The sequence below is a fragment of the Pseudomonas sp. Root401 genome (genome assembly GCF_001425105.1).
GTDB lineage: Bacteria > Pseudomonadota > Gammaproteobacteria > Pseudomonadales > Pseudomonadaceae > Aquipseudomonas > Aquipseudomonas brassicacearum.
This window is the reverse complement of the sequence record NZ_LMDO01000034.1, coordinates 217,112-239,175: the sequence shown is the minus strand read 5'-3', so window position 1 is coordinate 239,175 and position 22,064 is coordinate 217,112. Positions and strand designations below refer to the sequence as shown.

21 protein-coding genes are annotated in these 22,064 nt (G+C 53.8%); 20 read left to right on the top strand and 1 reads right to left on the bottom strand.

The features are described 5' to 3' along the window. Window positions 1-30: 30 nt before the first annotated feature. From ASC85_RS22825 to ASC85_RS22815, 3 genes are read left to right on the top strand one after another with little or no spacing between them, the layout of a single operon-like run. On the top strand, window positions 31-717 hold the full coding sequence (locus tag ASC85_RS22825; RefSeq protein ID WP_057451467.1) for a hypothetical protein: 687 nt from the start codon (window positions 31-33) through the stop codon (window positions 715-717). 5 nt (window positions 718-722) lie between these two features. After that, window positions 723-2,075, top strand: a complete 1,353-nt coding sequence (locus tag ASC85_RS22820; protein ID WP_234821229.1) for a hypothetical protein — start codon at window positions 723-725, stop codon at window positions 2,073-2,075. Window positions 2,076-2,078: 3 nt separating this feature from the next. Further along, a complete protein-coding gene (locus ASC85_RS22815; RefSeq protein ID WP_057451466.1) occupies window positions 2,079-2,555 on the top strand; it encodes a hypothetical protein in 477 nt (158 codons plus the stop codon). 10 nt (window positions 2,556-2,565) lie between these two features. On the opposite strand, the gene ASC85_RS22810 is transcribed toward ASC85_RS22815, so the two are convergent. Continuing rightward, entirely contained in the window at window positions 2,566-4,086 is a 1,521-nt protein-coding gene (locus ASC85_RS22810; protein WP_057451465.1) for a hypothetical protein, read from the bottom strand. 130 nt (window positions 4,087-4,216) lie between these two features. Here ASC85_RS22810 and ASC85_RS22805 point away from each other — a divergent pair, with 130 nt between their 5' ends. From ASC85_RS22805 to ASC85_RS22725, 17 genes are all read left to right on the top strand, one after another. Next, window positions 4,217-5,131, top strand: a complete 915-nt coding sequence (locus tag ASC85_RS22805) for a hypothetical protein (protein ID WP_057451539.1) — start codon at window positions 4,217-4,219, stop codon at window positions 5,129-5,131. Window positions 5,132-5,141: 10 nt separating this feature from the next. Beyond that, entirely contained in the window at window positions 5,142-6,797 is a 1,656-nt protein-coding gene (locus ASC85_RS22800; RefSeq protein ID WP_057451464.1) for a type II secretion system protein GspD, read from the top strand. Beyond that, on the top strand, window positions 6,797-7,741 hold the full coding sequence (locus ASC85_RS22795; protein WP_057451463.1) for a hypothetical protein: 945 nt from the start codon (window positions 6,797-6,799) through the stop codon (window positions 7,739-7,741). Before ASC85_RS22800 ends, ASC85_RS22795 begins: the two co-directional genes overlap by 1 nt. Next, a complete protein-coding gene (locus tag ASC85_RS22790) occupies window positions 7,738-8,205 on the top strand; it encodes a hypothetical protein (RefSeq protein ID WP_057451462.1) in 468 nt (155 codons plus the stop codon). Before ASC85_RS22795 ends, ASC85_RS22790 begins: the two co-directional genes overlap by 4 nt. A 2-nt stretch (window positions 8,206-8,207) precedes the next feature. Further along, on the top strand, window positions 8,208-8,897 hold the full coding sequence (locus ASC85_RS22785) for a hypothetical protein (protein ID WP_057451461.1): 690 nt from the start codon (window positions 8,208-8,210) through the stop codon (window positions 8,895-8,897). 1 nt (window position 8,898) lies between these two features. Beyond that, window positions 8,899-10,671, top strand: coding sequence for a GspE/PulE family protein (locus tag ASC85_RS22780; protein ID WP_057451460.1), 1,773 nt, complete (start codon window positions 8,899-8,901; stop codon window positions 10,669-10,671). Between the two features lie 30 nt (window positions 10,672-10,701). Further along, entirely contained in the window at window positions 10,702-11,199 is a 498-nt protein-coding gene (locus ASC85_RS22775; protein WP_057451459.1) for a prepilin-type N-terminal cleavage/methylation domain-containing protein, read from the top strand. 13 nt (window positions 11,200-11,212) lie between these two features. Next, a complete protein-coding gene (locus ASC85_RS22770; protein ID WP_057451458.1) occupies window positions 11,213-12,373 on the top strand; it encodes a hypothetical protein in 1,161 nt (386 codons plus the stop codon). Beyond that, a complete protein-coding gene (locus ASC85_RS22765) occupies window positions 12,373-12,897 on the top strand; it encodes a type II secretion system protein (protein WP_057451457.1) in 525 nt (174 codons plus the stop codon). The genes ASC85_RS22770 and ASC85_RS22765 overlap by 1 nt, the downstream gene beginning before the upstream one ends. Further along, window positions 12,894-13,919: a type II secretion system protein gene (locus tag ASC85_RS22760; RefSeq protein ID WP_057451456.1), complete on the top strand. Its 1,026-nt coding sequence runs from the start codon at window positions 12,894-12,896 to the stop codon at window positions 13,917-13,919. Before ASC85_RS22765 ends, ASC85_RS22760 begins: the two co-directional genes overlap by 4 nt. Window positions 13,920-13,928: 9 nt before the next feature. Continuing rightward, a complete protein-coding gene (locus ASC85_RS22755) occupies window positions 13,929-15,128 on the top strand; it encodes a radical SAM protein (protein ID WP_236712396.1) in 1,200 nt (399 codons plus the stop codon). After that, window positions 15,128-16,270 (top strand): radical SAM/SPASM domain-containing protein, encoded by a 1,143-nt coding sequence (locus tag ASC85_RS22750; protein WP_057451455.1) that lies wholly within the window; start codon window positions 15,128-15,130, stop codon window positions 16,268-16,270. Before ASC85_RS22755 ends, ASC85_RS22750 begins: the two co-directional genes overlap by 1 nt. Then, entirely contained in the window at window positions 16,267-17,385 is a 1,119-nt protein-coding gene (locus ASC85_RS22745) for a radical SAM protein (protein WP_057451454.1), read from the top strand. The genes ASC85_RS22750 and ASC85_RS22745 overlap by 4 nt, the downstream gene beginning before the upstream one ends. Window positions 17,386-17,425: 40 nt before the next feature. Next, complete coding sequence (locus ASC85_RS22740) at window positions 17,426-17,800, top strand: hypothetical protein (RefSeq protein WP_057451453.1); 375 nt, start codon at window positions 17,426-17,428, stop codon at window positions 17,798-17,800. A gap of 2 nt (window positions 17,801-17,802) precedes the next feature. Next, window positions 17,803-19,140 carry a hypothetical protein gene (locus ASC85_RS22735; protein WP_057451452.1) on the top strand — a complete coding sequence of 446 codons (1,338 nt, stop codon included), beginning with the start codon at window positions 17,803-17,805 and terminating at the stop codon, window positions 19,138-19,140. A 41-nt stretch (window positions 19,141-19,181) separates the two neighbouring features. Further along, on the top strand, window positions 19,182-20,243 hold the full coding sequence (locus ASC85_RS22730) for a radical SAM/SPASM domain-containing protein (protein WP_057451537.1): 1,062 nt from the start codon (window positions 19,182-19,184) through the stop codon (window positions 20,241-20,243). 145 nt (window positions 20,244-20,388) lie between these two features. Continuing rightward, window positions 20,389-21,960, top strand: coding sequence for a radical SAM protein (locus ASC85_RS22725; protein ID WP_236712395.1), 1,572 nt, complete (start codon window positions 20,389-20,391; stop codon window positions 21,958-21,960). Window positions 21,961-22,064 lie beyond the last annotated feature (104 nt).

Below are 22,064 nucleotides of genomic sequence, written 5' to 3'. Positions count from 1 at the left end.
TCAGTGCCCTTCAAGGGCGCACTAGCAGATATGGATATCAGAAAAATTATTGTTCACTCCGTTAAACAGCACAACGCACAATCGAGTCGCGAGGCAGAGATTGTGCGTGAGATTGACCGCATTCTGCGACTCAGGGGTTTCCCGAGCACACAGGTCTGGGTTGACGTGCGATTCGACTATGGCATGGCAGATCATTCGTCGTGCAAAGTTTCATTGCTCCAGATTAATGGAGAGCTTCATGGGACGGTCGAGATTCGTCTTCAAGGCTTGTTCATCTGGCAAGACTTTTCGACTTTCTTCTCTGAAGTAATCCCACACGAAATCGCCCATGTCCTGCTGGAGCTGCGGTGGGCTGAACGTGGCGTTGCATCCGAAAAAGGTCATGGCGATGAATGGGTGGAGCTTGTGCTGGATATCAACCCAGATGCTGACCCAGCCGCGAAAGTGAAGGGCAATTTCGATGATCGTCCAATAAAGCTTCAAAAAGGCGGAATCGCTTGTGAGTGTGATTGCGATGACCTTAGTGCATTCGTGGTAGTGGCGAACACCGCATCAACGCTAATGAAGCTAAAGACAGAAGAGTTGTGCTGCTCTGAATGCCAGTCAGCATACCGTCGTGTCTCCAAAGATTCCTGGCCCTCCGAAATTACGGAGGCGCTGACGTTTTACGAGGGCGTGATGGCACTCAAGATTCATCACCCTCCGCTTTCAAGGTAGGTTAAATGACCGCGTTTGTTCCCTTTGATGAAAAGATTTTAATCGGCTATTGCCCACAAGGTGAAAGCGTTGATTGGTGCTACCCCGAACTGAACAACTTCAACGGTTTGTTCATGGGGATTTCCGGGTCTGGGAAGACTTGGACTCTGCGCAATATGATCGCCCGAGTTTTTGTTCGTGGATCTACCTTCCATATTTTGGATGTGAAGGGAGATTTTAAGCCTCAGAATTTCTTAGACCAAGGGCTGAGCCAGCTCGTCAGCGAATCCGATTTCAACATCATTACGTTCTCCTACTTCGACGGTGGTTCCTCTCTTAATCCGTTGCAAGTGCCGCGCAGCCAAGAGGGTGGTGGCGTGGTGATGACTATCGAGAACGCCAAAGAGTTGGTGAACAAGTTCAACCCCAAGCTTGGCGGCAAGCAGCTGGGCTACCTCGGTGAGGTGTTAAAAGCCGTCTACGCGGATTTTGGAATCCTGCATGAGGACGAAGCCACCTGGACTAATAAGGCTCCCACATTCGCGGATGTGCATGAAAAGCTGACGCTCATCTATCAGTGCATCGCGAGCGGCCTTGATTCTGGTTCTGTCGGTTCAATCATGGCTGAAATCGGGCGCGCAAAGCGCAAGGCTCTCTCTGCAATTCGCAAGGCCCGAGACGAAGAAGACGACGAAGACTCTATATCTTTGCTATGCCAGGAACATGCTGATGCTGCTTCCCACTTTATTGCGGGGATAGTAAAAGGGCAGCTTTCCTATGAAAGCCTCAACAAGAATGGTACTGGTGAAGAATGGCAGCATTGGTCGAAAGACTCGATCTATTCGCTGCGTGACACAATCAGCCAAATGGTTGAAAGCCGCTTGTTCACTGGCGAAGCTTCGACACTCCAGCGCAACAAGATCAATGTCTATGACATGACTCAAATCTCGTCTGCTCACCAGCAGATAATGATGGATATTATCGCAAGCCGTACATTTGCGATGGGTGTCCTCCAGGCAAAAACGTCCGGAAACATCGACCCGAAAAGTGCAAGTCACCTACTAGTATGCGACGAAGGCAAGCACGCAAAAGCTATCAGCAAACAACCGCTTAGCCCGGTTAACCGTATCGCTACTGAGGGGCGCGGCTTTGGTATCGGCGTGTGGATGGGGGTACAGCAGCCTGATCAGGTTACTCAGGATCAGTTGCGTAACTTCTCGTTCTATTTCCTGCTCAAAACCCCGGAATCGAGCAGTAAGGAAATGCAACGAATGTTCGGCCTCAAGCCCAACCAACTCAAGCTGCTCGAAGGCCGTGAGAATTGCCTCTACAGCGCCGGCAAAAAATACGTCGCTGTCCGACACTTCAAAGAGGATTGATCGATGAGGCTCAGCTGGGTTGTTCTGGCCATTTCTCTTGGCATAGTGGGTTGTACTACGCAGCCACCCGGCGTCCCTTTGCCGCCAACACGAGAGCAGCGCGAGGCGCAGATCGAGGTTGCCGCACAAGCAGTAAAAACTGGAAAGTTCGAACAAGCTGAACAGTTGCTTAGCCGCTACCTCTACCGAAGCCCGGATGGAGAGTTGTTGTTCAGGTCAATGGGCGTAGGTTCGGATGCAGAGCAGATGGCTATTGATACTGTAGCGCTCATGCTTTGGGAAACGGGGCGTGACGCTTCTCTTGAAAGCTTTTCCAAGCGCTATCTGAGCGGGTATGAGAGGGATGTGATGCTCTGCCGGCTGGCTGAGCGTAACGCAGTCTACGAGAAGGCTTACAATTGTTGGAACGATCTGGGCGATGTTGATCGAGCGCGGCGGACTGTGCGTACAGAAAGCGCCCTCAGAATTCTCAAGGATTAAAAAAGGAGGCCTAGGCCTCCTTTTCTTTCTCCGCCGCTTCGTCATCTATGTCTGATTCACCCTGGACTGTGTTGTCTTCCGTTGCTTTAGTGATCCTGATCCGATACGCCGCCGTGCCCCATTTTTCTTGAAGCCCAGGGATCAGCTTTTCGAGCATCTGTTTTTTCAGCATCAGTACGGCTGTAAATCTTGTTGTGCCAATGCGGCAGTCGTAGAGGCCGAGGTCGGATGAAAAGGTTTTATAACCTGTCATCAGCAGGCCAAGCTTGTTGAAGCGTTCGCTCACAAGCTTAGCTGCTGGGTGCTTAAACGTTCTGGTTTCATGATCGAGCTGGAGCTTTCTGTTCATTTCCACGGGGAGGTGTTTGCCCATCAGCTCCAGCACGGTAGACATTGGCGTGATGAAATATTCAAGTGCAGGCGTTGTCCAGCCACCTGCATGTCCGTTTTTGTTGAGATAGCTATTGATGTTCAGCTCATTAATCGTGTTGATCAATGCTTGCTCTATCGACTCAAGCTGTTCATCACTCAGTTTCTCGACTCCGGCAGCTTTTTCCTCTTTGATGACAAATCCATCGCTCATTCGGAGCGCCTGGATCAGTGTCTCTGTGCGATTACTCGCGCCAATCGGAAGATTGTCAGGGTCGTGGTAATAGCGCAGGGCGAGCACTAACGTTCGCTGATCGTCCTCTGGCAGGAGCCGAAACTCAGGCTGTGTCGAAACAATGTGCGCCGCGAACTTGTTGTGATGTGTTGCATTGACGTTCTTAACCCAGACATCCCCGCTTTGCTTGTAGGCCAAGAGTTTGTCCAGGTCGTGCCCCAGCCCTGCTATCTGCGCAAGCGGCTCAATCTTTCCACGCTCCGAGAAATAAGCTTTCACCTTCTTTGCCACGGCTACCGAATGCTCGAATAGAGGTGCGTCAGCGTGGTGTCCCCCGATACTTGCTGGAACGTCAGGGTGTTTTTTGAGCATGCCGAAAATGGCCATGTAAAGCAGCTGGTAGGCAGTAGGCTGAACGCCATCCTTCGTCTGAATGTCGGCCTGATCAATCCTGTAGAAATTCTGTTGGTAGGGGTTTCTATCAATCTGCCCGCCTTGGATTTCCCCATTGCTGCCTCTGTATTTCGGGAGGATAACCGTCAGTTCCGAGCCTGGGATCTCAGCCGTGTAGACCCCTTTCGGCTGAACTGCGGTTGGAGAAGGATCGATAAGAGCCGCAGTCGGCTTATGTAGGTAATGCCTGAGTGCAAGGTAACCGGCGACAAAGGCTGCACCGCAGTACAACACGCCTTGGAGCATGAGCAGTAGGAGCGCGACAAGAGTGCCTATGTAACCGCCCTCAGAAATGATCTGGCGAACCCAGTCCGGCTTGAATTGATACCAGTTTGGCGCGAGAGCCAATGCCTGCACATCAAGGTGTTGATTCGCCTGCACAAGATAGTAGGCGTAGCCGAGGATGAGTGCGGCACAGCAAAACGTAACGGCGAATACTCCGGTGTTTTGCTTTACGGTGGGTTTTTTGGCCATGTGGCCTCCTGGAAGCTGGTGGCCCATGGTGGTGATTTTTTTTTTAAGATTCCACTCAACTACCTGCCGATTTGGGGGCTCTCCGTTCGCACTAGGAGATATACACCCCAGAAATTCGTTCGAGGTAGTTGTGAAGAAAAGTCTGATCGGCCTTGCCGTCGCCCTCACTGTAGCCAACGCACACGCATACAGCGATGCGGCGATGGCCAGCCCCGGAGGGCTTTCCGTATTCGACCGCGTATATGAGGCTGGTAAAGCTCAGAGCGTTACCGGTGCTGTGAAGTTCCAGAAGACAGAGCCGGCCCCCGCAGCTGTCATCGACCTTTCCTTGGACGCACCGGTTATCTCGGTTGAAGAGACAGCCACCGAGCGCCGGTACAAAGAAACGCTTGCTGAGTTGGAGCGGAACCGCATCAGCCTTGATGCAGCCCGCGCTGATGCAGAGCGAGTTGTGCAGCAGGCTCACGCAGAGGTCGTTGCCAAGGCTGACGAGCGCGTCCGTGTATTGGAAACCCAGCGTGCCTCTATTCAGGCTCAACTCGCGCAGGTGAAAGAACAGGAGCTGCGCGTGAACCGGGCGATGGCGTTGAATGACAGCGCGATGGCCGAAGCGTCTCAGCTCAAGGTAGATGGCGCGTCCCAGGTCGCCAAGATCAAACAGGAAAGCCAGCAGATTCTGATGATGGCCGAGAACAGCGCTGTGGCCATCGAAGGCGCTGCCAAGAAACGAGTCCAGCTGGAACGTCTTGATCCGACTGTAGTTCTCAATGAGCCGGTCAAGGCTGAGTACCAGTCAGCGACCATGGAAGAAATCGCTCGCGGGATGATGCCGCAAGGCTGGCGGGTACAGGTCGAATTCAGCGCAAGACCAGAGCTTGCTGAACGCCGCTATCAATTTATCTCCACAGACCCACGTGACTTGGCGCTGCGCAAGCTGACAGGTTCGGTGCGCGATGCGCGGGTTCGATTCGCCTATTTCTGGGATTTGACCGATGCCAACGGCAATCCGGCTCCCATGCTTCTGATCACCGACCGAGCCAAGTAAGGGACTTTTTATGCTGTTCAAGAAATCACGTCTGAGCTTGGCTCTCGCATTCGCTGGCGCACTCTCGGGCTGTGCAAACCAGTTCGAAATCGATCCTGAAAACCAATACTCGGACTTGTCTCCAGACCGCGAGTCGAAAATGCAAGCTGCACGAGGTACTACTTTCGTGCGCGAAATCAAGACTGAAGACCTCGCGAAACAGCGTCCGGTCTTCCTCACGGCGCAAAACAAATCATTGCGCTCGGTTCTCCAGGAGACGCTGCCCGGTTACGCGATCATCCCGCGTGGCGGTGTTAGCCTGAATGAGCCTATCGATGTTGCTTCTCAGGGCATGGCCCTCAAGGACTTCATCGAGTACGTCGAAGGAACCCGTGACCTCAACATCGAAATCGACGGTAAACGCGTCTATGTCTCGGACTTCGAGACCAAGCAGTGGAACCTTGCGGCCTTCGCCACCACACGCAATATCGACAGCATCGTCACTTCCAAGCAATCACGGGGTGCTAAGGCAGGTGACGACACTCAGACGGAAGAAAACCAGACTACTGGTTCCTCTATCGCGGTGAACCTGAGCGAAGACGAGTGGAAGACCATCATGGATGGCGCCCGGCGCATCATCGGAGCCCCGAAGCCTGATGAGGCGACAAAGGGGCGCAACCAAGGTGGCGCTGCTGACAGCACCTCCGTTGGCGCTGGCGGCATGCCCAGCGGCGCGACCCGCATGCCTGACGGCAGCACCATGGTCGGTTTGAACTTCGGCCCATCTGTAGAGCAGATTGCCCAGCCATTGAACGACGGTCGCCAGGCCTTCATTGAAGGCATTCGCTCCGTCGGCGTGGTGACAGCAGGTGGCAAGCCTGCACAGATGCGCATTCTCGACCGCTACCTGAAAAAGGCGGTTGCCGATGCAACCAAAATCGTCAACGTACAGGTTCAGGCATACGACGTTGTACTGAATAACGGTAAGCAGAAGGGCATCAACTGGGACGCTCTCAAGATCGGTAGCATTTCCGGGAACCTGTTCAACGTCGGCCTCAGCAATACTTCCCAGGTGCTGTCGGGCAATGGGTTTTGGAACATCACAGGTTCCTTCGAAGGTGATCGTGGGAAGGGGACAGCCTTGCTCAGCTTCCTCGAAACCTTCGGTCGCGTAGAGCTGCAAGATCAACCCAATCTCACAGTACGAAACGGTGTCCCCGCCCAGATTTATGCGGGCGAAGAGTTGACTTACATTTCTGACGTTGAGCAAAGCCAAGACGAGAACGGCAACACCACGGTTACACCGAAACTTGCACGGTTGAAGGTAGGTGTAACGCTGGCCGTCACCGTCCGGGTACTGGAAGACGAACGCTTGCTCGTTGATGTGACGCCAGTTATTTCCAATCTCAATCGTTATGACACCATCGCGATTGGCGATTACTCGTTTGAAACTCCGCGCATCGCGCTCAAAGAATTTTCGACCCAACTCATCTGTAACAGTGGGGAGTCTGTTCACCTGGGCGGTCTGATCACCGAGCGTCTTGAAAAGGCGCTGGAGCGCCTGCCATGGCAAAACCCTGTTTCCAAGATCCTCGTAAACCCGCTGTTCCAGAACATCAACAATCAGCTTGAGCGTCGTGAGTTGGTTCTGGTAGTGACTCCTACAGTGGTGGAGGGTACTCGCTGATGACCAATTTCAGCCTCGGAAAGCCGATGCAAATCGGCGGCGAGGAAGTGGTCGTCGTTCGAGACGTTCTCGGGGCCATGCAGACTGACAAGGCCTCTGAAACGTTTTCGATGGTCGAGCCGAAAGGGGCCGATGGACGACCAGCTATCTACGTCTCCGAAAACGACCTTGCCCGCCTGCGCGAAGACTACCCAGGCATGAAGGTGTACGGGTTGTGGCAGTTGATGTTCCACAACAATGCCATCCGCTTTGGTTCCCCATTGGTTGCGTTCCCCTTATCGACCCCTCGTGAGTCGCAGGGGTTGTACCTGTTGTTGGAGGGCGATATCGACTCCCCAGAGGGCATCGTTTCCTCGGGTGAGTACGCAGGTGGGTTCATTGTCGATAACTACGATATCGATGTTGAGAAAGCGAGTTTCATCGACGTTGACCTTGATCTGCTCAAGCTGCCCCGGCAGCCGGCGTACACGCGCCTTGAGCTAAGCCAGAAACTCAGGGCTGAAAACAAGCGCCGCTGGTTAGTTGTCGGCAGCATGTGCGCATTGATTGCCGTTGGCGCAGCAGCAACCAACTACGGGTTGCAGACGATTTACAAAAGCCGCATGGCCGACTACAGCACCAAGAGAAGTTTGATCGACGAGCTGGACGGTCGCGTCCGAGCCTTGGCTGCGGAACGCTTGATCAAGCGCCCAGATGATGCGGTGATGCTTGGCCAACTTTTCCATCTGTTCGAGTTGTACCCAAACGCGACGACGCCGGCAGTTAATGACGATGTGAAGATTGGCTTTGCTGGCACGCACATCCTGATCACCCCAAAGAAGGCACAGGTCGATCCAGCTACTGCCATGAAAGGCGTGGCCTCGACGTTACAGCCCGACCTCTCTTACAGGCTGACTATTGAAGCACCGTCCGAAAACGATGCTGACGTGGGGGTAACGCAATGAAAAAGCCAGCTTTCGGCCTGTTGAATGGCATGAGCAGCGGGATGATATTCGCAACGCTCGGAACATTGGCCCTTTGTGTTTTCGGTACTTTGAAACTGGAAGCAGCGCGTGAGTTGCCACGGGATTTCAATCGCCTCGATCACGATATCCAGGAATCCCAGTCTTTGATTTCGGACTATGTGGCAGCCCCGGTGTTGCCGCCGCTTAAGGAGTCATGGCGTGAGGTTTCTGCTGGCCTTGAGCTATACGGCCTCGAACTCGTACCAGATGACGGGAGCATGCAGAACGGAAGTGTCAGCGCTTACCAAGGCCCATTGAAGCATTGGGGTGGCTTCGTCGTGGGCAAGCCTAAAACGGTTCTGGCCGTCATCAAAAAAATTCAGCAAACCGATCCTGTCTACCTGCTCGACTACAGCATGGCTGACGGGGAGTTCAAGTTGTATCTGGCAGTCGTGGGAATTTGATCATGAAGAAACTGAGTATTGTCGCACTCGCGATTGCGGCTGCCGCTTCAACTGGCGCATTCGCCGACGGCGCCGACGAGGAACTACTCACTCGTAATCGCACGTTGGAAGAAATGACTTTCAACAAGGACAAGCTTTCCATCCAGGCGCAGATGGCTAAGTCCTACAAAGAAATGAACGATGCTGGATTCATCGTTGATCCGAAAGGCGTTCCACTCGGTATCGGTGATATGGAGCGGCTGGCGCTTGAGGTACGCCGTAGAGGCGGTATGCAGGCTAGTCAAGGGTACAACCCTTCCGACCCTTTCGGAGGGTCTGACCCGGTAATCCCTATGCCGACAGGTTCGAGCATGTTCGGCGAGACCGGGTTTCCCAGCGTTGCACCGGCACCTGTAACTCCGCCGCCAATCGCTAAACCTACCGAGGCCAAAGAAGAAAAGGTCGAGGTGGTTGCGAAGCCGTCTGAACGGGAAAAGAGCCAAGGAAAGCAGGTTCTCAGGCTCGTTGAGTTGAGGGCAAGCAGCGCGGTGTTTTTCACAAATGACGGCTTTAAGGAGGTGCCTGTAGGCGGGAGCATTTACGACCAAAAGCTCACAAAGCTTGGGGTGGATAACGCCACGCTCAGTGGCAAAGAAGGAAGTCGAATGGTGCGTATCGACTGGACTAAATCTGTGCGTTACACGGACGACTGACATGTCACAAGCAAATGAACGAATCCGAACGCTTCAAGGGCGGGTATACGACCATCTTGTGAAGCGTGGTCGAGTCACCCCCCAGATCGCCGAAAGTCAGCCTGTCTCTGAATCCCAAGCTGCGATTTTGGTTGATGCAGTTCGTGTTGCGAAAGATGACAACGCCGTTGCTGAGGCGGCTGCTCATGCACTAGGGGACATGTTCTACCTTTCTGTTGCTGAGGAAGGTCTCACGGTGCGCTGCGCCAGTGCCGAGGATGGCTGGATCGCATACAGCGATACGCTCTGCGTCACAAACCCATTTGACAAGGGCCTTTGCGATCAAGCAATGGCTTGGGCTCGCCGCGAAGACATTCCCTTCAAGAATCTGGGAGTCGTGTCCAACAGCTATCTGGCTCAGCTGCGGGCTGTGCATGGCGCAGAAACGCAAGGCGAAACTGAGAATGTCGATGACAAATTAGCCCTCCAGCAAGTGGAGGACATTATTCGCCTCGCTGCTGGGCAGGATGCAAGTGACGTTCACTTTGTGCCTGGACAAACCGAGAAAGTAGACCTCCAGTTCCGCATCGATGGAGCGCTGCGAACACAGCGCAAGATCGATCTTTCGCTTTATGAAACGATGGTGCGAGGCGTTTTGGAGTCGCGCTGCCAAGTGTCCTTGCAGTCGATGAAGCAGCAAGACGGTAAGTTTGAATTGCAGCTCAACAGCAACAAGGCAATCAACCTCCGTGTCTCAACGTTGCCTGTTACCCGTCGCTCTGAAAGTTCGCCAAAAATGGTCATCCGTTTGCTGGGCAACAACAACTCTTTGGCAGATTTGAATCGCCTCGGTTTATCAGAGCACAACCTTGCGAAGCTTATCCGTTTCGGGAATTACCCGAGCGGCATGATCGTCATGACCGGGCCAACCGGTAGCGGTAAGACGACGGCGCTGTACGCGCAGCTGATCAACATGCAGAACACCAATCCGAATCGAAATTTCCACACGGTAGAAGACCCGGTGGAGATGCAGCAGCCGGGTATGAGCCACACCGAGGTCAATGAAAACCTGTCGTTTGCAGACGCGTTGCGCGCGCTGTTGCGTCAAGACCCGGATGTGATCTTGGTGGGTGAAATGCGGGACAACGAGACGGCTGAGTTGGCATTCAAAGCTGCAATGACGGGTCACCTCGTACTGGCGACTTTGCACACGAACAACAGCCACGAGTCTATTGGTCGCCTTTTGAAGATGGACATTGGTATTGACCAAATCGTAACGAATACGACTGCGTTTCTGGCCCAGCGGTTGGTTCGGCGCCTGTGTCCTCACTGCAAGGTTTCCGGCCAGTTGCAAGAAGACAGCACACGTCTTGCTCGATATGGCCGTCACGCGGCATTTGCGGCGGCGCGTGGCCGTTCCATTGTGTATCGCAAAAATCCCAACGGTTGTGACAAGTGCGGACAGTACGGGGAGAAGGGGCGGCACAGCATTATCGAAATCATGGAAGTGACCCCGGAAGTACAAGTCGCGCTTTTGAACGGGGTCAACCCTTCAATTCTGCGACGCAAGCAGATTGCTGAAGGCACCTTCCAAGACCTTTGGGATGACGGCCTCAGACTGGTTGCAGACGGCACCATTTCCTTCGAGCAGCTGGAAGCAGAACTCAAGCCATACGAAGTGGATCGAGTTGAGGTGAATGCCACCCCCGGTTCAGGGCAAGCTGTCTCCGTCCCAGTTCCACACCACCAATCTTTGCAACCGGGACAACCGTCACCGTCACTTGCATCGCTTTGATAAAAAGTTTGACCATCCTGGAGAGCATCCATGCAACATGAAGTAGCTGAATCCCAAATTGACCGCGCATCCCTGCGCCCAGCGCCAGCCCAGGTCAAGAAGAAACAAGGCGGGTTCACACTCGTTGAACTGGTCGTCGTTCTGGCTATCCTTGCGCTGATCATCGGTGTCATGTCCTCCGGCCTTTTCCAATCCAAGGAAGACGCCAAGGTACAGGCGGCGAAGACGCAGTTGCTCAAGGACTTCCCGTCGGGCATTACCCGTCTGGTCACCATGTCCAACAAATGCAACAACACTACTATCACATACGACAAGCTCGTAGAGCGTGGTGCTCCGGCTGAAACCGTGTTCGGTGGCACTTGGAGCGTTACCACCTCGGGCGGCAACACCGCTACCGTGACCTACCCGCTCGACCTTCAAGACACCGAGCTGGCGACTGCCCTCAAGGACTCGCTGACCGCAGCGCCTAACGTCAAATCAGTGTCTGGCACCAGCGCCCAGATCGTTGTCGCGTACCGCTGCAACTAAGTAGGGGGCGGGAATGGCTTACTTCGTAATCAAATATATTGGGCAGGAAGGCAGCGTCCTGTCTAAGCCAGTTGAGGCAATGACCAGGGAGGAAGCCATTTCCAAATCCGGGTTCCAAGCTAGGAACGTTCAAAGTGTAGAGGTTGATCATCTTGGCGCAATCAGGGCATCGCTAACTGAGAAGCGGCTTCCACTGACTGAACAGGTTCTGGCGCTGGTAACTATTGCCTCGAAGCTTGAGGCAGGCCGGACGCCCGGTCGCGCCATTTTGGAATCTGTAGACCTCGCTAAACTCGGAATGAACCAAGCCGATTTTGGTGGCTGTGAGCGAGCTTCGGATTGGCTCAAGCTCATGCGTTTTGATGAAACAGCAATCCTTTTGGCGGATGCCGGTGATCGGGCCGGCAACCTTGCGGACTCGTTGAAGCGCGCAGGTGTAGTGCTGCGTGACCGCATGAAGACCAAGAAGGAATTCGCTAAGCCGATGAAAACGGCGGCGATCAATTTTTTCGTGGGCATTTCTGCGGGCATCGGTTTCCCGATCTTCGGCGGGAGCATGCTTCGCGAGTTTTTGTACAAGCAGAAATTTCCAATCACTCCGACGGTTCTCAGCCACATATTGATGTGGTTGGAGTGGTTCTACATGACCTACTGGCCACTGATCGTTGCCGCGCTTTGCGTCGGCTTCGTGTTCCGCATGCGTGTGTGGGAAAGCATCCGTCGTTGGCCGTTTTTCAGTCTGTTTGATGACCGGCTCCGTTGTAAGCGCGGCTTGGAGTTTGTTCAAACCTATAGGCTTCTTACAGCTTCCGGGTTCACTAACCCGCAAGTCTTGCGGTTCATGCTCGAACGCTCCAAAGGTCATCAGCGCCAGCTCTACGAAGAAGCGCTTGAGCGCAACAAGGAAGGACGTGAGTTGGGCCAGGTTTTCGATAGTGAGGAATGGCCAAAAATCATTTCTCAGAACCTCAAAGGGTTCGACCAGCAAAACATTGATGGGCGCAGCGCAATCCTCGCCAACCTATCGGAGGCCCTGACTGAAATGTTCATTCAGTATTCCGAGAAGATCGCTAACTCCATGTCACGAGGATCGATGTTGGTGCTCATCAGCTCGATCCTCCTGTTTGCGCTGGGGTTCTATGTGCCGATGATGACCATGCGGATGACTATGTGATGGATCGGAGGCAGGGGGGGTTCACCGCTATTGAAATGGTGGTGGTGCTGGCGATCATCGCCATCATTCTTGCGTTCATGGTGCCCTACATCATGGAGCCAATACGCAACGCAAAGATCAAGGGAGCGGTATCGCAGGCCAAGGAAATCGTTGCTGCATGTGATCTGGTGCGGGTCACGCCTGCATCAACCTCCCGCGATCCTTCCAATTACAAGGTGAACAGCTTTTACGGTGCGCTGTACACGGGGTGGACTGACGTAACGACCCTTAAAGCGAAGCTTTCCACTGATTACGACCTCCCTACAAATAACCCATTTGATAGGCCGTACCTGTTCAAGATGACTGAAAGGACATGCACCGTCGCGGTTGAATTGGATGTTCACATTGACGGTTGGGAGGGGTACGAAACCGAGGAATCGGGATCGCGTACTCGGATCATTGTCGGTACGCCCGCCCGCAGTACCGCTGGCCCTGCTTGGGTACAGCACCAGAAACGACTATTGACCGGCGAGACGATTAGATGAAATCGATGGTGAAGTACAAAGGGAACACTTCTAAAGCCGGGAGACAAAAAGGCTTCACTCTAATCGAGCTAGTCGTAGTGATGGCTGTTATGGCCCTGATTGCGGCGCTGATGACTCCCAACATGATGGAGGAACTGAATCTTCGTCGTGCGAATCTGACGACCGAGGACACGACCGCAATCATGGATGCGGCCCGCAGCTACCGTGTGGCTACAGCATCATGGCCGGGCGGCGCCAATTGCACTAACGCGATTACCCAACTCAAAACTGGCGGTTACCTGAGCGCAGTAGGTTCCACAAACCGCTACAACAACGCTATCACGACGAGTTGCGACACGAAGTCTTTTAGTGTCGTCCAGGCGGCTGTTCAGGACTGGGACGGTTACCTAGTGAACAGCATTGCAGGCACTGAGATAACCGCCGCCGGTTCGCACACGATTACTTCCAAGATTGGGATTCCAGGTAGCGAGCCGGCACTGAGCAACAAGCTGACGCGTGTTGCTACCGGAAACATCGAAGACAACCGCATGCGCACCTCCCTGTACATGGGCGGGCAGAAGATCGAGGAAGCGGGTGATATCAATTTCACTCAGGCCAATCCAACGCTTCGCTCCCAGTCTGGCAGCCTCACATTGAGCGCCCAGAACGGTGAGATTGTGATACCCGCAGGTCAAAAGCTCACCGTTGATGATGTAGTTGTTCGTAACCGAGGCAATCGTTTGCTGTCGGACAGCATGCCCAACTTCGTGCAAATCGGCACTTACATCGTTCGTGACGGATGGCTGGTGAGCAAACCGGCGTGTGGTGCCGGTGGCACCCCGAAGGGCGCATTACGTCCCGGCGCAATGCGAGGTGGCTATGCGGGTTCATATGATCCGAACTTCGTTGGCCGTTATGGTTACAACTACAGACTGACTTCGAGTGGGAACTACTGGGTTGTCACCGCTGTTGCCGAAGGCTTTGCCGCCGACTATCAGAACCTCGACTCGCTTGTCGATGTTTTTTGCTACTACCCGAACTGAGGACGATCAATGCCTTACTCGGTAGTCATCGCCAAGCCAACAAAAGAGTGCAACGCCGATTGCTCCTACTGCTCAGCGCCACCTGATGGTGCTGATCGCTGGACACTCGACGATTTTAAGCTGATTGCGAACCGCCTCCAGGGGAACCTCACACCGAAGGTTGACTGGATTTGGCACGGTGGCGAACCAATGCTCATGGGGCCAGAGTTTTTCCGCGCATGCGCGGAATATTCCAAGTCGATTGGTCTCAACCTAAATTTCGCCATCCAAACAAACCTGCTTGGCTACAACAAAGCACGATGGAAAAGCGTATTTGAAGATGTTTTCGAAGGTCGGATTTCGACCAGCTTCGATCCTTACAAAAAGTACCGAACGATCAAGGGGAATGCTGGGACATACGACAGGGTTTTCTGGCGAGCTATGGATGACGTAATTGCCGACGGCTTCCGCCCGTTGGTGATCGGCGTGTATGACGAAGGTGCTGCTGATCGAGCCCAGGTGATGTACGACCGAGCGAAGGCTTACGGGAGCTACGGGTTCGATATTCGTTTCAACTACGCCTATCCAGCGGGGAGGGCGAGGTCTGCCGGGATGCTCATTCAGCCTGCCACCTACGGGCAAATGTTGCTTGATCTGTATAACCGTTGGATCGATGAAGTGCCGAGCTTCAACATCACACCTCTCGATCAGATGCTCAGCAAGGTTGCTGGCTTCCGCACGCTCTTGTGTCCGTGGACTAAATCGTGTGGTGGAAAATTCCTCACTATCGATCCCGATGGGTCTGTATTCAACTGTTCAGAGTTCAGCGACCTTGGCGACCCTGCGCATCGCTTTGGAAACATCCTCACAGGTGCAGTTCAGGTAGCAGCTCAACCGATCCAGGTGCAGTTTTACAGTGGTGCCGATGTGGTTCCTGCGTTGGCTTCTTCGCCTGCCTCACGCGAAATCATAGGCCGTGCTCGCAACCAGCCGCCTGACTGCAAAACCTGCCGACACTTCCAAGAGTGCCAGGGCGGTTGCGCTCGTGATGCTGTGCTTTTTGAGCGAGGTATGGGTGGCAAATTCGCTTATTGCCAGTCGTGGAAAATGGTCTTCGACCGACTCAAGCAATCTGTGGCCACTGGTGAAGCTGATCGAGTTCTCTATCGACTGGGTATAGACCCAGTAGCGGCACGTTATCGCGTCGAAGCAACCCTCGGAGCTGCCTGATGCTGACTGTTTATTTGAAACCGACGAACTACTGCAACGTAGGTTGTGATTTCTGCTATTTGCCCGAGGATGTTCGAGCGAATAAATCGCGGATGACCCCAGAAACGCTCGATGCCACTCTGGAACTCATTCATGAGTTGGCATTACGCGAAGGCCATGAACAGATAGCAATCCTCTACCATGGTGGCGAGCCGCTGAGCCTGAGTCCTGAGACGTTGTTTTGGTACTCAGATCGCGTGAGAGCTGGACTTGCACGCTTCCAGATCCAGGAAACAGTTCAAACGAGCCTCATCCCGCTGCGCGAGGGTCACATTAAGTTCATCCAAGAGCGGTGCGGATCATTCGTCGGCTCATCGCTGGATTTCACTGGTCGCACCATCAACGGCTCCAACGATAAGTACGTGGACTTGTGGTTGCGCAAGGTGGATCTAGCCCGATCCAACGGCATCACCGTTGGGCCAATCATGGTTCCGACTACAAACGAAACGGCTGAACCCCAAAAGGTTTATGAATGGTTCAAGGCCAATGGTTTCGACCATTTCAGTATCGAACGTTACAACGGGTACGGTGCCGGCGCCGACAGGCCAGACAACAAGCAGCACAGCGAATTTCTCAAAGCGTTGTTTGACCTAGGGATGGCTGATATTGCTGCGGGGAAGCCCTTTGTTGCGAACAACGCTGTCGCCGCATCGATAGGTGGCGTGCTCCACGGTCAACCAGGGGAGCGGTGGGGCGGTAAATGCCAGCGCGATTTCCTTGTCGTTAATCCAGATGGCTCCCTCAACACCTGCCCCGATAGGATCGAGTACGAGCAGGAAAAGTGGCCGAAAGCCCAGGACGGCATTGACGCGTTTCAGACCAGCGCTGTGCGCCGGGATTGGATAAAAGTGCAAATGATCGGGCACGTTGCCAACCACTGCAAGGCATGTCCATTCAGAAGCTTTTGCCGCTCTGGTTGCCCTATAACTGATCACCAAGTCCATACGGGGAGCGGTGAGTGCGCTGGCTATCGTTCTCATCTGCACCACGTCCATTCATACGTGGATACGCCTATTGGCCGGCAGCATGCCTCCGCCTACCTTACCGCCGCAGGCCATAAAGCATTTGACCCATACACATACGGGCTGGAGCGTATTCGTTGAGTGATTCAGCAAAAGACTTCGATCAGATGATTTATGTGCGTTTGATCGAGGCCTGCAACCTTCATTGCGCCCATTGCTTCATACCGAACAACCCAAAGCGGATGCAGTGGGTAGATATCGAGGCCATGCCTGCCAGAGTCCGTGAATTCGCCCGACCAGGACAGATATTGCTGTTTCAGTTCCACGGTGGTGAGCCCACGCTTGTGGGGGTGGAATTCCTGCGCAGGGTGTGCATTTTCCTTCGGCAAGCGCTGTCAGATTTCACCATCAAATTCAGCATTCAAACGAACTTGATGAATTTCGACCTGCGCTGGGCAGAGCTTTACCGGGAGTTTTTCGATTCCCAGGTTGGGGTTTCGTGGGACGTTGATATCCGCATGATGAAGAAGGGGCGACCTGACACCAACGCTGAGTTCGAGACCGCGTTCTGGAAGCAGGTAGTTGAGTTGCAACGCATGGGGATTTCCCCTTACATGGTCATCACTACAACGAAGCTTCTGCTTGAGCGATTTAAAAATCCCCGAGACCTCATCGACTTCCTGCTTGGTAAGGGCATCAAGCTGGTGCATTTCGAGCGGCTGACGCGTACAGGCTATGCGATCACCAACTGGGATTGGCTCGGCGTCTCGAATCATGAGTACAGCTTGTGGATTGGCCGGTTCGCAGTGGCCTACATGCGCTTCACGCGTGAGATTCGTGCTGGTGTGCAGCCGATTAACATTTCTCCACTTGATGGGCTGATCGACAGCGTGAAGCGTCTGCGCAGCGGCCTGACGGGTGGATATGGTTGTTTGTCGGGGAAGTGCGACACCCGTTTCCATACCTTTGACCAAACGGGGTATTACTCGGCTTGCACTGCGCTTACCTCTGAGGTGAGCAACCGCAACGCGGTGGGCGTTGCGGTGGTAGAGGCAACAAGGTTGGTACAGGCTCGGCAAGAGCGACAGCTATCGTGTCACGACTGTCAGTTTAAGCCCATCTGTTCCAGTGGTTGTATGGCGACACCCAAGACCGATGAGTCTGGCGAGTGTGCTGGTGGTTTTCAGGCGTTCAAGCTATTGAACTCCTGCATTGCGTCAGCTGAGAGCGCAGGCCTTATTGCTGTTGCAGGGTGAATTGATGGCCTCAAGGCCACATAAGAACAGGAGAAGGGGTATGAAGGGCAAAGCCGTGAACCGGATTCTCGTCGGTCTGGCTGTGAGTGCTGCTGTGTTCGCGCAGCACTCTCAGGCAACGACGCAGATCACCATCGACAAAACCGTTGCCGAACTCGGTAATGACTCTGATATCAAGCGTTACAGGGCAATGCTGGAGCTGAATCCGATCAAGCCTGTGGTCGATCAGTATCAGGATGCGCTCAAGGATTTGGTAGTCAGCAACGAAGCCTCGGGCATTGATAATCTGCTCCTGGCCGCAACTGCGACTGCAAAAGACCGAGATTCCACCGACATTGGTGCATGGGGTTATTGCCACACAGCATGTCACGGGGCTTGTCATGGCGCATGCCACGGCTCGCGTGGGTGGAGGTAATTGTGAGCACGACCCTCGGAGATTCGCCCGTGGTGCAGACTGTTGATCCCGAGCAGTTGTCGCCAGAAGATGGTAGGGCGCCAGAGCAGACGGTTGTTGTTGGCAAGACTGCATCCGAATTGGATGCAGTTTTCCAAAGACAATCCGAAGCCGTCCGCGCAGATGCGACGACGAAGTTCGCCCGTACCGTTCATTATGCCCTTGTCGAATGCGACACCGAGTTGCAACGCATCCCACTGGATGCCTTGTCATTAGGTTTGAAAGCGCGTGCCAGTGACGACGATCCTGGAATGCTTCACGACGACTTTATTTTCAGTCTTCTGCTGGCTACCGGGACGCTGAGTCGAACAACCATCGATGTTGGGCCAACCTGCGTAATTGACCCTGTGTTGGTTTTGCAAGAAGCCGAAGCTCAAGGGTTGAATGTTCGTTTGATGCTTCCAAACGATGCGTCATCTGTTGCGAGCGTAGAAGGCTATGTGGATCGACTGGAGCGCTACGCTGCGCTTTGGCTCACGCATAGCAGCGGTAATTTCAGCCTGACACCTGTGGACGGTTACGTTGAGTACAAGTTCTCAGTTGCTATGGGCCACACGCCGAAAGAAATTACCAACAACCATGAAATGAAACTCTTGTTCACCGACGAGGTGCCGCTTGAGGTCATGGATTACATCAAGGCTCGCCTTGATCACGTCATTGAGCGGGAACTGGGTGGGGACGACTACTTCAAGGGTGAGGTGCAAAAGCTGGCAGGGGCACTGAAACTCAAGGATGCTGAGCTGCGTGCAGCTCGCCGGAAAATGCTCGAAGAAGAACTCGACTCGCGCACTCCAGTACCTAACCTAATCCGGGCCACCAGTTTGATGACTGGTCTCGGGCTTGCCGATGCTGCCGGCATGATCTACGAGTTGAAAAATAGCATTCACGCGGTTCTCGATAAGTACCTGCCGAAGACCGAAGGCGAAGACACAGAAGAATTCACGCCAAGCAAAGCTCAAGTTGCCTTCGCACAAAATCTCGTCGCGGCGGTATCGAGTGCTTTCGGCGGTGTAGATCACCTGGCTTCGGCCTGGGATCAACTCAGCTCAGTTTCTCAACTCAAGCACCTCGTCGATCTTGATCGAGGCGTGGTGAGTCCTTCTGTCGGTGCAACTCGCGCTGCTGAGACGATCGGTGTTGATGGGAAGGTGGCTGCACTGGCTGGCGCCGAATTCGTAGGCATCATTGGCTCGATCTTGAAGGCGGGCGGCGCGATCAGTGAGATTGGTCTTGAGCGTCCAAAGCCAGTAGCTGAGCCGCAACCAGCGTCTTCCAACAACATCATTATCGCCGTTGGCTGATGGACTGTAGCGCTTTGGAGACAGGGCGCGTCGAGGGCGTGATGGACGCAAAAGAGGCAGTTGGTTTTATCAATGTGACGCGGCAGTGCAATGTCGATTGCAAGCGTTGCTACCTGACCGAAGATCATAGATCAGCCATGGAAAGGCTGCCTCACCACACACTTGAGGTCTTTCTTGAGTCGATGTTCTGGCAGGGTAGACCTGTCACTCTCATTTGGGAGGGTGGGGAGCCTACCGTAGTAGGCCGTGTGGCGATGAACGAGTATTGCGCGGTAGCCAGAAGGGTATTGCCGCATGCCGACCAGACCATGGTTACAAATTGCTTCCACGTCCCCAATTGGTTGATCGACCTAACTCTCCATGAGTTCGGGGGGCGTGCAGAAACTACATACGCGCATGCACAGAAATACACGCTCGCTGGCGACGCGAGCCTTTACCAAAAGCGCTTTTTCGCAGGCCTGGACAAGCTCTGGAATTCAGGTATCCACTGTCCTGTGAACGTTGAGTTGAACATCGAAACCATCCAGGCAGGCGTCGATTCATTAGCCGCGGCAATTCTGGGTTCTCAATGTAGGGTTTGGGAGTTCGATGTTTCCGTGGATTTCCGATCCTTTCTAAGTCAGCCTTCCTATACGGCTGCCAGCGTCCCGCAGTTGCCGCTTACTGCGAGCTATTCATCGATCTGGGCTTACCTAAACGAAATGGAGTCGAGGTGGGGGGCTGCGTTTCTAGACGCCGGCATCACCATCGGTGCTTTTCAGCAGCAAATTGGGCAGTTGAACAACCAGTTCAACGTTGCGTGTGAAAGTAGATTTCTTACCTTGAACCCTGACGGGACAGTAACGACAAACCCTCTCTACTCAGATCTGTCAGCCACGTTCCTTGGCAATGTCGGTGTCGAGGGTATGGATGAAATACTGCGGTCACCCAAGAGGAAGGCTCGAATCATCGCTGATAGAAAGCGCATTTCTCCCTGTCAGGGCTGTGAGCACATTTCTTACTGCAAGGGTGGCCCCTCCCACGTACCTGTAACCGACGGCTCAGGCGAATGCGCTGGGGGGCGAGGTATGTGGAATCAACTTTTGGAGTCCAGCTGTGCATAAAGCGCGAACGTTGAATCAAGCTAATGTGAGCATCACCGCGACACGGTGGTGCAATCGGCGATGCACGCACTGCTACATCGACCCCAAAGAGCTTGGCAACAAGGCCTTTATGTCGCCAGACACGTTCAAAGCGATATTTCCTCGAATGCGCGAATTGCTGGCTCTAGATAAGGGCCTTGAGGAAGTTGAGTGGGAGTTGATCGGCGGAGAAATTACCAGCCTGCCCATCGAATACTGGCAAGAAAATCTGCCATATGCGCTCGACCAATGCGCCGACTTTAACCGCTCGCTAAAGACGCCCGGTGCAATCAACGTCCTTTCAAACCTCATCTTCGCCGATGATCGGAAGCGGCGGGACTATCTTGAGCTTTTCGAGCGCTATGGGCAGCGTCCAGAAATGTGCCTGTACACATCTTGGGAGCCTGAGACTAATCGGTTCGGCAAGAATATGGCCTTGTTTGATCGGTGGAAGGAGACTGTCCGCGAGGCCAACGTGTCCCAGAAAATACTGGACGTAATCCTAACTCGAACGGTCGTTGATCTTGGCCCAGAATACTTGCTGGAAACATTCCTGCCTCTCGGGATCAAGGATTTCTCGATCAAGATGATCAGTCCCTACGGGTCAGGTCGCTCATTCTGGCAGCCGAACATGGTTGAGTTCGAGCGCATGAGCGCGTATCTCATGCGCCTCTTCGAGTTGGTTCCAACGGGGATCACGTTCACGCCCGCTGATGAAATGAGCAGTGCTGTTTTCCGTGGCACTAGTTATCAATGCATTGGTAATTTTCGATATGACCTAGCCATCGAGCCTGACGGACTCACAACGTTCAATGCAAACCAGACGACTGGCGAGGCGTCATTGGGCAGCGGGCTGATTTTTCTCGACGACCCGGATTGGAGCTGGAAGGTTCTGGCCGACAACACTCAAGAGTTGGACAACAAACTCTCCGCCTACCATGACTACTGCTTCCAGTGCGAATTTCACTCCCACTGCGCAGGCGGGTGGTATCACTACCGCACCGCAGCGCCGCAGGATGTTCGTGCATGGGATTCCGGGGATTGCCCTGGTTACAAAAACCTCTGGAAGAAGATCAAGTCACGCTACGGTAGCTTTGATCGTTCCTTGCAGGTTCATCGCGATGCGTTATTGAGGCTTCGCCATAGCAGAGACATTAGGGCTCAGCGCCGCGACATCGTTTGCGAGTCATCTTGCGTTGATCAGCCATTCTCAGCGTGGCTCAAGCAGAATGAGCAGAGCCGCATTCAGATGACCAGCAACGATGTGGGGCATAAGCCGATCATCCAGCGCCTCTGGGCTTATCAGGCGGTCGGTATACCCAGCATTCTTGCTCACGGGGATTTCTTCGCGCTACCTCCAACACAACAGCGACTGGTCGTCGAGCATTATGTGTATGACGACTTGTTCAGCCTGACGATGGGGAAAGATGTTGTATGGGAATGGTGTGACCAAAACCCTCTCGATCCGTTGGCCACAATTCTTTTCTCGGGTGCGGCCAGTGTCGAGGCAGGCGCTATTGGGGAATCTCTAATTGCAGCCGACCACAATGCAGAGCTGTTGCGATGGGTGATGAGGAATCGCCGGCACGCAGAGAATTTTGATGGTTTGGATGAGTCCGCCCCGGTGCTCGGCCCAAATCTCATCCGCATCAAATCTGAAAGCAGGATTGCAGGCCTTCTGAGTCGAACGAACTCCTAGCGCATAACGCGTTCCTGATAGTCCGCACCAGCATTGAAGCAGCAGTAAGTAAGTGCATCGGGTACGGATGAAATCAAGGTCTTCTTGCCTCCATCATGGGGAAT

Bases quoted from the DNA above. Each gene is read 5' to 3' on its own strand.
- ASC85_RS22825 (WP_057451467.1), top strand. From the start codon at position 31: ATGGATATCAGAAAAATTATTGTTCACTCCGTTAAACAGCACAACGCA.
- ASC85_RS22820 (WP_234821229.1), top strand. From the start codon at position 723: ATGACCGCGTTTGTTCCCTTTGATGAAAAGATTTTAATCGGCTATTGC.
- ASC85_RS22815 (WP_057451466.1), top strand. From the start codon at position 2,079: ATGAGGCTCAGCTGGGTTGTTCTGGCCATTTCTCTTGGCATAGTGGGT.
- ASC85_RS22810 (WP_057451465.1), bottom strand. From the start codon at position 4,086: ATGGCCAAAAAACCCACCGTAAAGCAAAACACCGGAGTATTCGCCGTT.
- ASC85_RS22800 (WP_057451464.1), top strand. From the start codon at position 5,142: ATGCTGTTCAAGAAATCACGTCTGAGCTTGGCTCTCGCATTCGCTGGC.
- ASC85_RS22795 (WP_057451463.1), top strand. From the start codon at position 6,797: ATGACCAATTTCAGCCTCGGAAAGCCGATGCAAATCGGCGGCGAGGAA.
- ASC85_RS22790 (WP_057451462.1), top strand. From the start codon at position 7,738: ATGAAAAAGCCAGCTTTCGGCCTGTTGAATGGCATGAGCAGCGGGATG.
- ASC85_RS22785 (WP_057451461.1), top strand. From the start codon at position 8,208: ATGAAGAAACTGAGTATTGTCGCACTCGCGATTGCGGCTGCCGCTTCA.
- ASC85_RS22780 (WP_057451460.1), top strand. From the start codon at position 8,899: ATGTCACAAGCAAATGAACGAATCCGAACGCTTCAAGGGCGGGTATAC.
- ASC85_RS22775 (WP_057451459.1), top strand. From the start codon at position 10,702: ATGCAACATGAAGTAGCTGAATCCCAAATTGACCGCGCATCCCTGCGC.
- ASC85_RS22770 (WP_057451458.1), top strand. From the start codon at position 11,213: ATGGCTTACTTCGTAATCAAATATATTGGGCAGGAAGGCAGCGTCCTG.
- ASC85_RS22765 (WP_057451457.1), top strand. From the start codon at position 12,373: ATGGATCGGAGGCAGGGGGGGTTCACCGCTATTGAAATGGTGGTGGTG.
- ASC85_RS22760 (WP_057451456.1), top strand. From the start codon at position 12,894: ATGAAATCGATGGTGAAGTACAAAGGGAACACTTCTAAAGCCGGGAGA.
- ASC85_RS22755 (WP_236712396.1), top strand. From the start codon at position 13,929: ATGCCTTACTCGGTAGTCATCGCCAAGCCAACAAAAGAGTGCAACGCC.
- ASC85_RS22750 (WP_057451455.1), top strand. From the start codon at position 15,128: ATGCTGACTGTTTATTTGAAACCGACGAACTACTGCAACGTAGGTTGT.
- ASC85_RS22740 (WP_057451453.1), top strand. From the start codon at position 17,426: ATGAAGGGCAAAGCCGTGAACCGGATTCTCGTCGGTCTGGCTGTGAGT.
- ASC85_RS22730 (WP_057451537.1), top strand. From the start codon at position 19,182: ATGGACGCAAAAGAGGCAGTTGGTTTTATCAATGTGACGCGGCAGTGC.
- ASC85_RS22725 (WP_236712395.1), top strand. From the start codon at position 20,389: ATGCGCGAATTGCTGGCTCTAGATAAGGGCCTTGAGGAAGTTGAGTGG.